General features: G+C 36.3%; 19 protein-coding genes and 2 pseudogenes. 13 read left to right on the plus strand and 8 right to left on the minus strand.

Going from position 1 to position 15,692, the window contains the following annotated elements; genetic code table 11:
* Positions 1-199: 199 nt before the first annotated feature.
* The gene (locus ACFIM6_RS08160) at positions 200-556 is read left to right on the plus strand and encodes a helix-turn-helix domain-containing protein (RefSeq protein ID WP_375612420.1); all 357 of its coding nucleotides are present in this window, start codon (positions 200-202) and stop codon (positions 554-556) included.
* Positions 557-587: 31 nt separating this feature from the next.
* On the opposite strand, the gene ACFIM6_RS08165 is transcribed toward ACFIM6_RS08160, so the two are convergent.
* Together ACFIM6_RS08165 and ACFIM6_RS08170 are read right to left on the minus strand one after the other, a co-directional pair.
* Positions 588-854, minus strand: coding sequence for a hypothetical protein (locus tag ACFIM6_RS08165; protein WP_375612421.1), 267 nt, complete (start codon positions 852-854; stop codon positions 588-590).
* Between the two features lie 3 nt (positions 855-857).
* Positions 858-1,538, minus strand: a complete 681-nt coding sequence (locus tag ACFIM6_RS08170; protein WP_375612422.1) for a ParA family protein — start codon at positions 1,536-1,538, stop codon at positions 858-860.
* Between the two features lie 114 nt (positions 1,539-1,652).
* On the opposite strand from ACFIM6_RS08170, the gene ACFIM6_RS08175 reads away from it, so the two are divergent.
* Positions 1,653-1,901 (plus strand): hypothetical protein, encoded by a 249-nt coding sequence (locus ACFIM6_RS08175; RefSeq protein WP_375612423.1) that lies wholly within the window; start codon positions 1,653-1,655, stop codon positions 1,899-1,901.
* Between the two features lie 86 nt (positions 1,902-1,987).
* Here the strand turns inward: ACFIM6_RS08175 and ACFIM6_RS08180 are convergent, their stop codons facing one another.
* The 6 genes and pseudogenes from ACFIM6_RS08180 to ACFIM6_RS08205 all read right to left on the minus strand — a co-directional run.
* Entirely contained in the window at positions 1,988-2,632 is a 645-nt protein-coding gene (locus ACFIM6_RS08180; RefSeq protein ID WP_375612424.1) for a recombinase family protein, read from the minus strand.
* A 163-nt stretch (positions 2,633-2,795) separates the two neighbouring features.
* On the minus strand, positions 2,796-3,251 hold the full coding sequence (locus ACFIM6_RS08185; protein ID WP_375612425.1) for a TIR domain-containing protein: 456 nt from the start codon (positions 3,249-3,251) through the stop codon (positions 2,796-2,798).
* A gap of 45 nt (positions 3,252-3,296) precedes the next feature.
* Positions 3,297-3,446, minus strand: a complete 150-nt coding sequence (locus ACFIM6_RS08190; protein WP_375612426.1) for a hypothetical protein — start codon at positions 3,444-3,446, stop codon at positions 3,297-3,299.
* A 117-nt stretch (positions 3,447-3,563) separates the two neighbouring features.
* Positions 3,564-4,217, minus strand: a complete 654-nt coding sequence (locus ACFIM6_RS08195; protein WP_375612427.1) for a hypothetical protein — start codon at positions 4,215-4,217, stop codon at positions 3,564-3,566.
* An 857-nt stretch (positions 4,218-5,074) separates the two neighbouring features.
* Positions 5,075-6,412 carry a replication initiation protein RepC gene (gene repC / locus ACFIM6_RS08200; RefSeq protein WP_375612428.1) on the minus strand — a complete coding sequence of 446 codons (1,338 nt, stop codon included), beginning with the start codon at positions 6,410-6,412 and terminating at the stop codon, positions 5,075-5,077.
* Positions 6,413-6,962: 550 nt separating this feature from the next.
* A pseudogene (locus ACFIM6_RS08205) lies at positions 6,963-7,055 on the minus strand (nuclease); the annotation flags it as partial.
* A 298-nt stretch (positions 7,056-7,353) separates the two neighbouring features.
* Here ACFIM6_RS08205 and ACFIM6_RS08210 point away from each other — a divergent pair.
* From ACFIM6_RS08210 to ACFIM6_RS08260, 11 genes and pseudogenes are all read left to right on the plus strand, one after another.
* Entirely contained in the window at positions 7,354-7,704 is a 351-nt protein-coding gene (locus tag ACFIM6_RS08210; protein ID WP_375612429.1) for a TrbC/VirB2 family protein, read from the plus strand.
* An 18-nt stretch (positions 7,705-7,722) separates the two neighbouring features.
* Positions 7,723-8,046, plus strand: coding sequence for a type IV secretion system protein VirB3 (locus tag ACFIM6_RS08215; protein ID WP_375612438.1), 324 nt, complete (start codon positions 7,723-7,725; stop codon positions 8,044-8,046).
* Positions 8,046-10,406 carry a VirB4 family type IV secretion/conjugal transfer ATPase gene (locus tag ACFIM6_RS08220; RefSeq protein WP_375612430.1) on the plus strand — a complete coding sequence of 787 codons (2,361 nt, stop codon included), beginning with the start codon at positions 8,046-8,048 and terminating at the stop codon, positions 10,404-10,406. The genes ACFIM6_RS08215 and ACFIM6_RS08220 overlap by 1 nt, the downstream gene beginning before the upstream one ends.
* Positions 10,403-11,158, plus strand: coding sequence for a type IV secretion system protein (locus tag ACFIM6_RS08225; protein WP_375612431.1), 756 nt, complete (start codon positions 10,403-10,405; stop codon positions 11,156-11,158). Before ACFIM6_RS08220 ends, ACFIM6_RS08225 begins: the two co-directional genes overlap by 4 nt.
* Positions 11,159-11,181: 23 nt before the next feature.
* Positions 11,182-11,511: an EexN family lipoprotein gene (locus ACFIM6_RS08230; RefSeq protein WP_375612432.1), complete on the plus strand. Its 330-nt coding sequence runs from the start codon at positions 11,182-11,184 to the stop codon at positions 11,509-11,511.
* Between the two features lie 31 nt (positions 11,512-11,542).
* Complete coding sequence (locus ACFIM6_RS08235) at positions 11,543-12,481, plus strand: type IV secretion system protein (protein ID WP_375612433.1); 939 nt, start codon at positions 11,543-11,545, stop codon at positions 12,479-12,481.
* Positions 12,468-12,755, plus strand: a complete 288-nt coding sequence (locus tag ACFIM6_RS08240; RefSeq protein WP_375612434.1) for a type IV secretion protein VblB7 — start codon at positions 12,468-12,470, stop codon at positions 12,753-12,755. The genes ACFIM6_RS08235 and ACFIM6_RS08240 overlap by 14 nt, the downstream gene beginning before the upstream one ends.
* Entirely contained in the window at positions 12,752-13,423 is a 672-nt protein-coding gene (locus ACFIM6_RS08245; RefSeq protein WP_375612435.1) for a virB8 family protein, read from the plus strand. The genes ACFIM6_RS08240 and ACFIM6_RS08245 overlap by 4 nt, the downstream gene beginning before the upstream one ends.
* Before the next feature lie 2 nt (positions 13,424-13,425).
* Positions 13,426-14,280, plus strand: a complete 855-nt coding sequence (gene virB9 / locus ACFIM6_RS08250; protein ID WP_375612436.1) for a P-type conjugative transfer protein VirB9 — start codon at positions 13,426-13,428, stop codon at positions 14,278-14,280.
* Positions 14,281-14,307: 27 nt separating this feature from the next.
* Complete coding sequence (gene virB10, locus ACFIM6_RS08255) at positions 14,308-15,423, plus strand: type IV secretion system protein VirB10 (RefSeq protein ID WP_375612437.1); 1,116 nt, start codon at positions 14,308-14,310, stop codon at positions 15,421-15,423.
* A 17-nt stretch (positions 15,424-15,440) separates the two neighbouring features.
* Positions 15,441-15,692, plus strand: a pseudogene (locus ACFIM6_RS08260) (P-type DNA transfer ATPase VirB11); the annotation flags it as partial.

Below are 15,692 nucleotides of genomic sequence, written 5' to 3' on the forward strand. Positions count from 1 at the left end.
GCAATGATCAATAAGGGAGTAAAAGCCCTAAATTCTAGAATATAAATTAGTCCATTATATGGACTTCCCGGAATTCCGGGAGATTTTGTTATGTCCAAGTGCTTTAAGCACTAAAAGCAAAAAGCTGACTAGAATTCAGTACTTTTAACTCCCGGAATACCAATGCGAGGGCGCTCGCACCCGGTAGGGGGAATTAAAAGTGCAAAAGAAAACTCCACATTTTAATGATATTTCTGTAGGCAAAAGAATTCGTCATAAACGCATTTCAATGGGAATTTCTCAGACAGAGTTAGGAAACAAATTAGGAGTAAGCTTCCAACAAATCCAAAAATATGAAAAAGGCTCAAATCGTGTAGGAGCTGGACGCTTGCAGGAAATCGCTAATATACTAGATGTTCATATCTCCTTTTTTTATACCGATATTTCACAAAAAATAAATATTCCGTACCATTATGATGAAGAAATTTCCAGTAAAGAAGAATATTTCCTTTTAAAAGGTTTTAGAAAACTTAATCCTAAAAAACAGAAAGCAGTTTTATGTTTGTTTTCTGAATAAAATGAATACTTTTAAAATTATAGCGTACAAACTAATCGCTCTGTTTATAAGCATTCATTAATATTTCTAGAAAATCACCATGACGATATCGCTCTTGTTTAGCCATCAATTTAAAACGATTAATGATATTTACGCTAGCTTTGATATTTAATTGTATCTCAACTGACTGTTCACGACTTGGGAAAGCTGCTGCCTTATCTATCTCTTTGCGTTGTACAATATTTAAAGAAGATTGAGTTTGTCGTGGTTTAAAATCATCAAGTTCTGAAAAATTTAATGGTTTTCTTTCTGTACTCATTCTTTAATTTCCTTTCTCTTGAACTTTTTTTAGCTTTGTAATGACTTCAGCAACAAATGCTTCAACATTGCCAATCGCAGTTTCTAAATTATTAACTTCCTTTGGATTGAGATTACGATGTGAACCTCCAGTTGCAAAGATTGCGGAAAAAGCATCACGTTCATTGATTTCTGTTTCAAAAACATCAAGTTCTGGGTTTTTTCTAAATTGAGATGATACAAAACGAGCAGTTCTAGATTTTGCAACAACTTTAGATTGCGTAAACAAAACAGAATAAGCGATAAGACGCCGTACAGCTTTCATATCTCTGTGAATTTCTTTTATAATTTCGATAGCTGCTATAGCGTCTTGCTGTTGTTCCTTCATAGGAACAATTACAAAATCAGATTGACTAATTGCATAACTAGTTAAGCGTGATGCTGTACCTTCTAGATCAACAATTACGAATGGATCTCTAGTAGATGCAATTTCTATTTCATCTAAAATAGTTTTTTCAGATTCATTAGTAACGACAGTAAGATTATCTGGTTTACCCGGCAATTCAGACCAAGTGGTAATAGGATGGCGAGGATCAGCATCTATAATTGTAACAGGTTTAGCATGTGCAAGTTCACAAGCAAGGAGCAAAGCAGATGTTGTTTTTCCACTCCCCCCCTTGGAATTAGCAAAGGATATGACAGGCATTTAGTTACTCTCTAAATAGAATATGGTATTGTATTGTATAGTATTATACTATAAGGTATAATAAAGTATTAAAGTACACCTTTTATAAGAAGCAAAAATTTATAAGGAGCAAAAATGCCCAAAAAATACGTTCAAAATCATAACGATAAAGTTTTTAAAAACGTTAGCAATTTTTTTGAAACTTTTAATCAAAAAATAGATAGTTTTAACAAACCCTATATAATACAGCGTGATGGATTTACAGAAGTTAAAACAGAGAGAGGAGATATCATAAAAAGTAAAGTTCCAGAGGCTGCACTACAATTAGCTCTAATGATAGACAATGGCACAAAATTTTGGAAAGAGGATATAGGAAAAAATTAATTTCCTCTATGAGAAGTTTATCAGTTAATTTTACTATACCTTATGATATTATATCGTAGGGTATATTACTATACTAAAATATACCTTTATGTTTTTGGCATGGTAATGATAGGCTTTATTTTTGTAAGCGTGATGTTTTTACGTTCAATAAATAAACGCAAGGTGTTCACACTGACTCCTAATGTCTTAGCAATACGGCTCTGTGATAAGCCAACATTTATAAATGCTTGAATTTCATCAATGTGATTGTCCAGCTTTAATTGCGTAGCTTTACTTCCTTTTGGCCGGCCAAGTTTTATTCCTCGTTGACGAGCAACATTTAAGGCTTCTTTTGTGCGTGTTTGAATTAAATGCCGTTCAATTTGCGATACCATACCCAATACGTTTGCAATGATATCGCTTTGTAAACTTCCATCCATGATAAGGTTTTGTTTCGTTATATGCACAATTAAACCACGTTCACTGGCTGCTTTGAGAATTTCTAAAACAGCAAGAGAAGAACCAGCTATACGAGAAAACTCCGGTGTGAGTAAAACATCACCACATTCCGCTTTTTCAATTAAAGCACCAAGTTTACGCTTACGCCAATCTTTTCCTCTACTTGCAATTTCTTCCTCAATATGAAGTGGTGCAAAGCCATTTTTATTAGCATATTCTAACAATCCAAATTTTTGATTTTCTGTATCTTGTCCATCACGAGAAACACGTAAATAAGCATAAAATTTTGGCATTTTCAGTAAAAAGGTTATTTTAGATTAAAACTGATATATTATTGCATAGAAAAAATAGGAATTAAATATACAATTTTCGTTCATAAAAAATGATCGTTTTTTATGATATTGCAATTTATGACGTTTCAAATGACACTGTGCGTATACTTCATGCAAAAAAAATTCAGTCGTTAAGTGTATCTAAATTGAATCCGGCTGTGTTTAATAGTTCAATAAGTTTTGGGAGAGTCTCTTTTACGTGTTCATTAAAAGGAATGTAATTAATCCCTTCATAATCTGAAGGCACTTCAACATCTCGTTGTTTTAAAATAGCAATATTTCTGCAAGAAATTATAGGAAACAACATACCCATTTTAAAAATAACATTTTTATTAGCGCGCGGTTGTGCGTCTTTTTTATCAGCAGATTTTGCATAGCCAATCTCATCGGGAGTAAGTAACACAATACCAAATTTTGGAGAATTAGTTTGCATACTAATTTCTTGTTTAAAATCCTCAATAGTAGTTAAATCATCACTACCAAATTTCAGAACGTATGGTTCCAATCCAAGCTTAAAAAGAATACGTTCAGTTTGTTCTAAAATAGTATGATTATTATATACAATAAAAATTTTTGGCATTTTTATATCCCCTATAAAATACATGCATTTATCCCAGAGGGCTTATTATTCTTTATCAACGAATAATTGCGATAAAAATTTCTCCCAATCTATATTTTCCTTTAATTTATCATTAGTCTCTTTATCAAATTTTATTTTTTTACCATTTACAGTAAAACAAAATTCAACACTTTCGATATCATCATGATTGAGCATTTCCAACACCTATAATTTCAGTTATGTTCCATGTTTTATTGAGTTTAATGGAAATTTTAATACCTTTGTTTTTACATTGCTCTCTGAAAGCAGGCGCCCCCGCACCTGCTATTTTATTTACGCAACATCCTCATACTCATCACAAAAATAATCATCATCACTACCAAATCTTGGAATTGCCTCATCATGAATTTGATCACCAAATGATAAAGAGGCATTGCTATGAATACAAGAATAGCCAGATACAACAGCATCATACACAACAGCATCATCAATGACACTGGAATGATCACAAATATAAGCACCATCACCAACAATGGCATACCCCCCGACATGAGCATCACCACAAATAACAGATGTATCAGAAATATAAGCATTATCACTTACAGAGGCGTTATCATAAATTTTTGCATTACCTTCAATTACAACAGTGTCTTGAATATGGGCGTTGCCATAAACCTCACAATAATCATTTATTGTCATGCCTTCAAAAATAGCATTGCCATAAATTTGTGCATCACCATAAACGTCTACAAAAAAGCTTTTCACTTTACCATTTTCATAAACCCTTGCATTTTGAAAAACGCGTGCTTTATCGTAAACCCAGCAATTTCCGTCATGAGAGAGGTTATCTTCCTTCTCAATAAAACCACCAAGATCACCAGCCTTGACATCACCAAAGTCTCTTAATGCACGAATGCGATAAAGTGTAACATCACCAACTTGTTTGGTTTCATTTGTAAATTCATATTTTTTGGAGATAGCGTTCATAATGAACTCCTTTAGGTTAATAATGTTTTGAATTGACACCTATAAAGGCGTCGGGTGCTCAAAACACAGCCTAAAGTCTGTTGTTATGCTTTCCCCATAAGGGTATTATATGACATAACTACACCCGACAAAATCATTATACGTTTTTAAAACATACAAAGACAGTCAGTTTTTGAAAAGCAAAGAAAGATTGTTTCGTAATCTATTCGCTTTAGGATTAGTGTTTTGATCACTTAAGTATTAATATAACAAAATACCCATTTATTGTCAACTATTTTTTTGTCTTTTTTTGCCATTTTTTATAATATTTTCAAATATTTATCTCATAAAATAGCTTATAATTTTTATCTCTTTCTTTTGTAGTATTTGCCCTAAAAGCTCTCCCTTCTAATCATGATTTCGGAGCCGCGTGAGATGGACGAAACAAGACGTTAGGTTCTTTGTCAAGGACGCCTTTAGGCGCCATGTAATGGTTTCCTTGACACTAAGAACCAAGACTTGTTAGTCCTCTCATTGAACGCGGGTCTGATGTCATGATTTTGGTGAGCGTTCCAGAGAGTTTGAGAGGCGGATAGCCTCTCATTAAAAAATAAGGATTAACTGAAAATATTTAATATTTTTAATGTTTCTTTTAAAAGTATAAAAAACTAATAAAATAATTGCTAAATAAAAATATCTTGTATATATCTTTTTTGGGAGAGAGAGGTCACAACAAACTATCCCCGCTGGATAAGTTGATCATTTTATCTCTTTCTCCTTTTTCAAAATCAAAAATTTTTGCTATTTTCGACCTCCGTTACGCCTTTAAAAAATAACGATAAATAATTAAAATATTTATTTCGTATATAAATTATTATTTATGTAAACTTTGGCATTTTTAGATTATTTAACGTTTTATTGAGTTCAAACTCAAACAAAGAGCTTTTTTCTTCGTTTAGCTTTATTTTCTGATTTTTTTCTAAGTTTAAACTATTTATTTCTTCTTGATCAGCTTGTTTCAATAAAGCAAATAAAGAACGCTCTAGATACAATTCTCCCTTTTTTTCTTTATCAATCATGCCGCGGAGATATCCCCCTGGTGATTTTACAAGTCCTCTAGCATATTTTTCAAAAATGATGGCAATGGCTAGAGCTGTTTTTTTAAGCCCCATGATTTTTGTAGCTTGTTCAGCGGCATGTTCTGAAACTTTAATCATTCTGTACATAGGATACATAGAACGTATCAAATCGCTTTCTGTTTGGAGACTATATTCAGAAAACAAGACGGCATTTGGTAAAGCCTTTTCTAGTATCTCCGGCTTAATTTGAGGCAATGTACTACCTTTTGAGGGAAGTGATGTTTCGGTCTTGCCTTTCTCTATATTTTCATAAGCCATTTTATCATGACCGGAGGTCACATTAATGGTTTGAGTGTGTTCAGAGTTATCTGAACACTCATTTTTGTTACAATTACAATTATAGTTAGGGGTTGTATTATGTAATTGCATAACATTTTTGTTGTTTGTGCATAACATTTTTGTAAAAAATAAACGCTCTAAGAGCCAATTAAAAAGCTTAATAGCTTTTTCCAATTTAAAGGTGGACGCTTTAAAAGGAGAACCAAGAACAGATTTAACTTTATTCATACGATTAAAAAACATTGTAGCGATAGGTGTAAATTTTATTTCTTCAATACGAAGCCGTAATCGACGACAAACACCACAAAAGGTTCTAACAGCCATATCATGATGTTTCTTTTCTTCTTTACTCTTTAAAATAGAGTGCTGAAGTTCATGGTAACGCGCGATTAAAATGCTAAGGTCAATACCACAAGCAATTGGTACATGATTAGCAGAATTAAAACTATAGCGTTTATAATTACCAGAATCCCGCATCACAATAAGACCTTTATCAAAAAGGCGTGAAAGTAATCTACTTACATGAACAGACGTACAACCAATTTCCAGACCAATTTGATGGTTGCTTTTAAAAACTATTGGAATTTTACCTTTTTCAAAATGCGTAACTGGTACAGTATTCAAAAGTTTAGCTAATAAATGGGCTTCTGTTCCTTTGATAAGATCAGTTACTGGTAAGTCTTGTACAAGAAAAAGAAGTTGGCTTCTAGTAATGTGGCCAATATTGGTATTATCAGCAATTTTTATATATTCCCAGTGCTTTGAAGTTAATTTTCTACCAGATGTTTTATTAACCATAATTTTTAAAACCTCTCTATTGGAGGCAAAAAAATGCTAAAAATATCCCTTTTCTACAAAATTTCTCTTGCAGAATGCTTCACGATAAATTAAATTAGGAATTACTTTATTGGATTTAATTTACCGTATATGTAGTACGGGTATTTTAGAAACCCTTCTGTTAACGCAGTTGGGTTTTTATTTTTTTGCCATTATATTTCCCTCTATTTGAAACGACTCATAGCTCGAAAAAAGCGTGTCAAGGTCAAAGCTATATTAAAAAAAAAAGATTTTCAATATGGTAAAGCTTTCAAACAACTGTTTTTTATGGCAATACAACCTAATACAACCTACAATAACAGCAAAGCGAAATAACATATAACCACGGAAACACGCTATTATACAGCGCTGTAGAAAACAACCTATACGAGTAAATAAATTCTAAACACAATAATTTTTCTTTGCAAGAATTGCCACTAAGGACTGTGTAGATTATGATTAACTTTTTTCTGATAAAGTTCGTAGTGGAATATTGCCTTGATTTTTCAGTAGCGCTTGAGAGAACGTTTTATCAATAATGGTCAATGGAATTATAGCTCCCGTGATCTCTTCGCCAATCTTCTGGTTGTTGAAATTTGCTCGACCATAAAACATTTTGTGCTTTTTAAGCAGGGTTTTCTATTGTCTTTTCTGATCCTTTAAAAAAAAGAATTTTCATTATGTTGACTGAAATAAAAGTATCAAAAAATAATAATATAAATTAATATAATATATTTAGGCGCTTCTCTAAGATATTTTAAAAGTATCATTTTGAATATTACTATATTTTTGTCTATTATCTAAGATAAAGATTAAATATTTTTAATTTTATAGTAGAAAAAATAGTTTTTTCATTTTATAGGTTAGATTAATATCTTAACTATTAATTAATTTTCAACTTCAAAATAGCGTGGGGGTTTTTCATGAAAAACATGAATAATTCGTTCAGTTGTGAACACATCTTACCAAAAACTACTCTATCCAACACACAAAAGAAATGGTTAACAACAGCATTTATGCTGTTTATTACCTTCATCGCACTGAGTGAACCAGCATTTGCCGATGGCGGCTTCGGAAAAATTGAAAGTGCTCTTCAAAAAATAATTGAAGCTTTAACAGGACCAATTGCAAAATCAATCGCGACCATTGCGATTGCCGGTGTTGGGATTGCATGGATTGCTGGTTATGTTGAAATGCGTAAAGCTTTCTTTGTTTGTATTGGCATCGGCATTATCTTTGGTGCACCACAAATCGCAGCAATGTTTTCTAGTTAAACTTTGTCTGTCAAAGCCATGAAAGAGCGCGATAAGCTAACAGAAGATACGTTATTTCTTGCTTGCACGCGCCCTGCAATGATTGCGGGCGTGACGGTGGAAGCTATGGGATTAAATGCGATAGGAACGATGGTATTGTTTATTGTGATAGGCAATATTTTTCTTGTAACCATTGGTATTGCCATGCATTTCATATTCAAGGAAATCCTAAAGCATGACCATAATAAATTTCGTATTCTTCTGACATGGCAAAAGACATCTATTTTTGCCAGAAACTCTAGTCTATGGGGTGGGGGAAGTATTTCTCCATTACGATTAATTCGTAATTATGAGGAATTATAATGAATGCTGCTCAATACAAACGTGAAAAGCAACCAGAGGCGATCATTCCTTACGTGCGCCATGTCAATAAACACATCATTGCGCTGGATTCACGCGCTCTCATGAGCGTTATTAAACTTGAAGGCATTAACTTTGAGACAGCAGATATTATTGATCTGAATGTGCTTCACGAACAACTCAATAATCTGTTTAAAAACATAGCGGATGAACGGATAGCGCTTTATAGCCATATTATCAGAAAGCGTGAAACCGTTTATCCGGATGGGACTTTCAGATCGGCATTTGCCAAGCAATTAGATGATAAATATCGCGAGCGGATGGTTTCACAGGAGCTTTATCGCAATGATCTTTATCTTTCTATTTTGTGGAATCCACACGTTGATCAAACGGATAAATTAGTGGAGTTTTTCAAACGTTTAGGCAAAGCCAAGCAAGAAAAGACAGAAGTTGATGCAGAGTCCATTCGCAAGCTTGAAGATATTACAACAGATCTTATTCAAAATTTAGAGCGCTATGGTGCAAAAAGACTAAGCCTTTATGAACATGAGGGTAATATTTATTCGCAGCAAAGTGAGTTTATCCACCAATTGGTGGGAGGTCGTCGTGAACGTATCCCCCTCACATGGGGGACGATAGCTTCGACTGTTTATTCAGACCGTCTCATTTTTGGGAAAGAGATCATAGAAATACGCTATGAGGCGGAACAGCGGTTTGCGGGCATGTTTGGTTGGAAAGAATATCCAGCAAAAACTAGGGTAGGCATGGCGGATGGTTTGCTCACGCTTCCCTTTGAGTTTATTTTCACCCAATCTTTTGTTTTCAAGAGCAAAAACATTGCCAAGCAGATTATGGGGCGCAAACAAAACCAAATGGTCAATGCGGGAGATCGAGCAGGTTCACAAATTATGGAACTGGATGATGCGCTTGATGATCTTGAATCCAATCGTTTTGTTTTAGGGGAACATCATTTATCATTGGCAGTTTTTGCTGATACGCCGCAAGAGTTAGCGGATAATCTTGCCAAAGCGCGTTCTCATCTTACAAATGGTGGAGCTGTGATTGCGCGGGAAGACTTAGGGTTAGCAGCAGCTTGGTGGGCACAATTGCCTGGCAATTATGCTTATCGCACCCGCTCTGGTGCAATAACAAGCCGCAATTATGCAGCGCTTTCTCCTTTTCATTCTTTTCCGGTTGGAAAAATAGATGGCAATGTGTGGGGACCAGCGGTAGCCTTGATGAAAACCTCTGCCGGCTCACCGTTTTATTTTAACTTTCACTTTGGTGATTTAGGCAATACGTTTGTGTGTGGACCGTCGGGTTCTGGGAAAACGGTTATTGTCAATTTTCTTTTAGCGCAACTTCAAAAGCATGATCCCAATATGGTCTTTTTTGACAAAGATCGGGGTGCAGAACTTTTTGTCAGAGCGGGTGGCGGCACTTATATGCCCTTGAAGAATGGTAGACCGACAGGCATAGCACCGCTAAAAGGCTTAGACTATAACAATCCAGCAGATAGAGTTTTTTTACGCCAATGGATTATCAAGCTTGTTTCTTCTGAAGATCAAAAGATCAGTGAATCAGAAAGACAAGATATCACGGCGGCTGTTGACCAACTTGCCTTATTACCCAAAGAACAACGGACAATATCGGCCTTACAAATGTTTTTTGACACCACGCATAGAGAGGGGATAGCGGGTCGTTTAGAGAGATGGTGTAAAGGCAATGCCTTAGGGTGGGTTTTTGACAATCCTGATGACGACATTGGCATTGATGCAAAATTTATTGGTTATGACATGACGGATTTTTTAGATAATAATGAAATTCGTCCCCCATTAATGATGTATCTTTTTCATAGGATTTTGTCTCTGATTGATGGGCGCCGTATTATCATTGTCATTGATGAGTTTTGGAAAGCCTTGGAGGATGATTCCTTTAAAGCCTTTGCGCAAGACAGGCTGAAAACTATCCGTAAACAAAATGGTTTGATGTTATTTGCGACGCAATCTCCCAAAGATGCGATCAATTCGACCATTGCTCACACCATTATAGAGCAATGTCCAACACAAATTTATTTTCCCAATCAAAAGGGCAATCATGGGGATTATGTAGAAGGTTTTAAATTATCGGACAGAGAATTTAACCTGATACAATCAGAATTAAGCCGTGAGTCACGGCGTTTTCTCATCAAACAAGGACAAAGTTCAGTTGTAGCAGAACTGAATTTACGCGGCTTTGATGATGAAATAGCCATTTTAAGTGGCACCACCAAGAATATTGAACTCCTAGAGACCATTATGGATGAAGTTGGACAATCTCCAGAAAAATGGCTTCCTATTTTTCAAGAAAGGTCAAAGCAATGAAAAAACTTTTATTGGCAACAGCTCTTTGCGCAATTTCTTTTGGACCTCAAGCAAATGCATTTGGAGGTGGTCCCTTTGATTATAAAATACTGCTGGAAAATATAGAGCAAGCCAAAAAATTGAGAGAACAAGTTGCAAAAGCAGAACAGCAAGTTCAACAAGGCAAACAACAGCTTGAGCAATTAAAGAGCCAACTCGATCAAGCAAAACAATTATATAGTTCCTTAAATGGAAAACCTGATTTATCCGCTCTTCAAGAATTGCTCAACAAACAAGGGAATAATGCTGCTTTCCCCTCTGATTTTAATCATTTAGAACAATCAATAGATGGTACTGGGGGTGGTAGCGGAAACACTGAAAAATGGAAGGAAAAACTTTTATATAAAGAACCATCGGGTGGTAGTGGATCAAAAGAAGCCGTTGATGCCTTTTACAAGCAAGAAGTGGAAAAATTGCACAATCGCAATGTAGGACAAGCAGCAACAGGGCAAGCTGTTTACGAAGATGCCGATAAAAAGAAAGAAGCCATTAGTAAGATTATTGAAAAACTCAAAAATGCTAAAACCGCTGCTGAAGTTCAAGATGCTCAAACACAATTAGCAGCTATACAAGCAATATTACAAGCAGAGGCTTTACAAACACAAGCCGCCTCTATGATTCAGCAAGCTCAACAGGAAGCTGAAATTATTCGTTCTAGAGAAGAATCTAGTAAAAGATACCAAGACTATGCAAGAAAAATCCGTGGGAATTGAAAATTAAAAAGAGGGAATTGAAAATGAACAAGATCATCATAACAACATTACTGCTTTGCATAGGACTTATCACGACTGGTTGCGAAAAAACTTACAGCGTAGAAGAATTTAAAAAAAATGAAAGCTTAATAAGAGAGTTTCAATGGAAGTGTGGGGCTTCTGATAATTCGAAAAATTGTCAAAATGTGCGACAAGCCGCTAAGGAACTTGATGAAGAACATTCTAAGAGAGCTTTAGAAAATTATAATAAAGCTCTAGAGAAAATAAATAAAAGACGAGAGGAACGAGAAGCAAAAGAGCGCGCTAAAGCCGTACAAAAAGAGAAAGAAGAAGCTGAAAGAAACGCTCAATAGTTGTTTTTATAAAAAATAAAAAGGATATTCAATGTCGTTAATGGATTACGTTCCTACGTACAGTGATATAGATGACCGTTTAATGAATACTCTTGGGAACTTAATGGATAAGACCATTAGTAATCTTTCAAGTTCTTTATCCGCTCCTCTTACGGCATCTTGTATAATCTATATTGCATTTATAGGTTACAACATTATATATGGGCGTTCTTCTATGCCTTTATGGGATTTTATAGCGACAACAGCTAAACTTGCCATCGTTGTTACACTCACTACAAACGCTTCTCAATATAATGCTTGGATCAAAGACATATTTTTTACTGATCTGCCTGATGCCATTGCAAATGTCACCCAAGGAGCAAATTCAGATAAAAATGTCTGGGACAATATGATGATACATGCTTCTGCACATGTTTTTGATGCAGCAAATCAGTATACAGCATGGTATGATATGGGGAAGTATATTGTTAATTGGGTTGCTGGTTTAATCTGTTTATTAATTGCTGCTTTTTTTAGCACTATTGGCTTTATCGTCACAATGTTTGCTAAACTTGGTTCATTTCTTGTCATATCGGTTGGACCACTTTTCATAAGCCTTTATATGTTTTCAACGACAAGACGTTTTACAGAAGCATGGTTAGGACAACTCGCAAACTTTATCATTTTGCAGGTATTAGTCACTTTGCTTGGTAACGTATATGTAAGTCTTGCGATAGATATCCTTTCAGGTGACATTAAAGATATCATGTTTTCTGTAATTCAATTTTTGATTATTGGAACTGGTGGCATTTATCTTTTTATCCATTTACCCGGAATTGCCTCTGCTTTAGCTTCTGGAGGAGCATCTCTTGCAGGTTCAACACATTTAGCTCACCACACTAGCAGATTAGCTAGTCGTGGTGCTCTTGCTGGTTTTAGAGGTTTGGCATCAAAATTTAGAGGAGGTAATACTACAAATGCGGGGAGTTAAAAAAATTTGGATTATCTTGCCATTTCTCTTTCTTAGTGGCTGTATGTCTTCATCAAACACGCTGAAATCACTCCCAAAGTGTGATGGATATTCTAAACGTCCACTCAACAGATCAATGTGGAATTGGGAAGGGAAGAAGCCCACTCCAAGACCTATTATTATAAGTGGCAATACACAATCATCTGTGAAAGAGAGCAAACTTGAAACGCTTTTGGCACAAAAATTAACGGACGAAGAAATGAAGTCTTACAAAAATTGCGGGCAAAAAGCATGAAAGAAAACGCCGTAGAACAATATATTGCTGAAGCACGCTCGTTCGATCAAGATCGCATGCTCGCCTCACGCCGCACCACCCGCATCTCGCTTGCAATCGCCGGCATAGCCGTTGCTGTTGCAATAATGTCTTCTCTCGCGGTCATCACCCTCACGCCCCTTAAAACCGTAGAACCCTTTGTCATCCGCGTTGATAATTCAACCGGCATCACTGAAGTCGTAGAAGCCTTAAAAGAAGGTCCAACAAATGTCGACGAAGCCATCACACGCTATTTTGCAGCAAAATACGTCCGCTTCCGTGAAGGTTTCGTCGTAGAAGAAACACAAAATAACTTCGAAACCATCTCTCTCCTCTCTTCACCTGAAGAACGAGAAAGATTTGCTGGATGGTACGGCGCAAAAAATCCCCAAAGTCCTCAAATTCTTTATAAACACGCCACCGTTACAATAACAATAAAATCAATTTCTTTTATCAATGAAAATGTCGCCCAAGTGCGTTACTACAGAACTGTGCGTAACAACGACAACAACAAAGAATTCATCACCCACTGGGTTGCAACACTCACCTTTGAATATACCAATGCCCCTATCTCTGTTCAAAACCGCTTGATAAATCCTCTAGGATTTATCGTTAATGAATATAGAACTGATCCGGAAGTGGTCAACTGATCATGACAAAAAAAATTCTTTTTCTCATTCTTAGGATTGCTGTTGCCTTTTCTTTGACGAATATAAGCTACGCGAGTGTTTTTCCCACCCGCGCGCCGAGCGATAGCCGCATTCGCTTTATCAACTATGATGCTTATAATGTCACAAAAATTATTGGCTCCATACGCTCATCGGTACAAATAGAATTTTCTCCCAATGAAGAAATTGCCCATGTGGCAATTGGCAACAGCGTTGCATGGGAAGTCGCCCCCGCTGGCAATATTCTTTTCCTTAAAGCGCGGGAAGTCCAACCCATTACCAATCTCCAAGTCGTCACCACAAAGCTTGATGGCTCAAAGCGCTCCTATCAATTTGAACTTACGATCAAAGATGGGGAAATTTCCTCTGGACAAGAAACATATTTCCTTGTGAAATTTCGCTATCCCCAAGACGAAGCAGAACAAAGAAGACTCGCAGTCCTTATGCGACAAGAAAAACAACAAGCCCAGCGTATCGATAATGTCTTCAACGCGTATGAAACCTACGGACCACGCAATTGGGCTTACACCGCTCAAGGATCAAGCGTGCTCGAACCCTCCTCCGTTTATGACAATGGCAAAACCACAACATTTACATTTCCAGACAACCAAGAAATCCCTGCCATTTACATTGTCAGCAATGACGGTACAGAATCGCTGGTTCCCAAAACCACAAGAGGCAACATGGTGATTGTCCATGCCATTAGCGCACGCTTCACCCTAAGACAGGGAAAAAACGTCCTATGCGTCTTTAACGAAGCCTATCAACCAAAAGGCACAAATCCAAATACCGGAACAACCTCACCATCTGTTGAACGTAAAATTGCATCAGATCTTTAAATAAGCGGGAATTGAAGGGGACAACACATGAGTGATAAATCAATCATCGAAGATCGAGGATCTATTGGGGATGGCAAAAATAATACATCAAAATCGGATACAAAAAAAATAATCATTATTATAGCTTTTGTAGGATTTTGCGCATATGTGCTTTGGAATATATTTTCAACACCACCAACATCAAAAGACACGGCAAATATCCATAAAAAACAAGAATTTAATAACTCAGTTACTCCCTTAGAATTAGTTTCCGCTGAATCACAAGCAAAAATTGCTCCAATTACACTACCAACACCATCACCAACACCAGAAAAAATAGTTGAACATGATCCTTTACTTGATGCAGCACAACGTTCTCCCGTATTGGCTTTTACGAGCAATACCCCCCCTTCTTCAACTCAAATGCCGAGAAATTACTATAGTAATAATATAAGTGAAACTCCTAATAATGATTCACAAAGTTTTTCCTCACTTCTAAAGCCTACAAAAATAGAAGGTACAAGAGCTGGGATCATGGGAAATAGAAACTTTATCATCGCCATGGGAACTTCTATCCCCTGTATCTTAGAAACGGCATTAAACAGTGACCAACCAGGCTTTGCAAGCTGCATCATCAACCGTGATATCCTCTCTGACAATGGGCGCGTTGTTTTGCTTGATAAAGGAACCCAAGTCGTTGGAGAATACCGAGGAGGGCTTAAAAAGGGTCAATCTCGCCTCTTTGTGCTCTGGACAAGAGCAAAAACACCAACCGGTGTCATCATCAATCTTGCATCTCCCGCAACTGACAGTTTAGGTAGAGCTGGTTTTGACGGCAACGTCAACACCCATTGGTGGGAACGCTTCAGTTCAGCATTATTACTCACCGTTGTTGATAGCGTTACAACAAACCTAACCAATAAAAAGAAAGGCAATTCTAACTCAAGTGGTGGTTTCAACAGCTCTGAAGCAAGCAATATCGGAAAAGATACAGCCACCGTTGCCCTTGAAAATCAAATCAACATCCCGCCTACCCTAGAAAAATTTCAAGGCGAACTCGTCAACATCTTTGTAGCAAGAGATCTCGATTTTTCATCTGTCTATAAACTAGTAGTAACAAGCAAAAGGTATCACTCTACTCCCAGCTATTCCTTTTTTCATTAAGCCAATAAAGTCACATTATGCCATCAGCAAAAAATGCAGAACGAGCCTCCATCGTTTTAACAAAATTAAAGATCTTAGATGACTTCCTCAATGATGAAAATTTATTTGAAATTGTTATCAATCGCCCCGGCGAAGTAATCGTTGAGGGTCCCAATGGTTGGCAAACCCACATCTTAAAAGAACTAACCTACGGCGAACTAGAAGGGATTGCAAAAGTTGTTGCTGCCTACACAACACAAAAAATCAGTGTAGAAAACCCCGTTCTCTCC

The organism is Bartonella sp. AA9NXGY (genome assembly GCF_042196845.1).
Lineage (GTDB): Bacteria > Pseudomonadota > Alphaproteobacteria > Rhizobiales > Rhizobiaceae > Bartonella.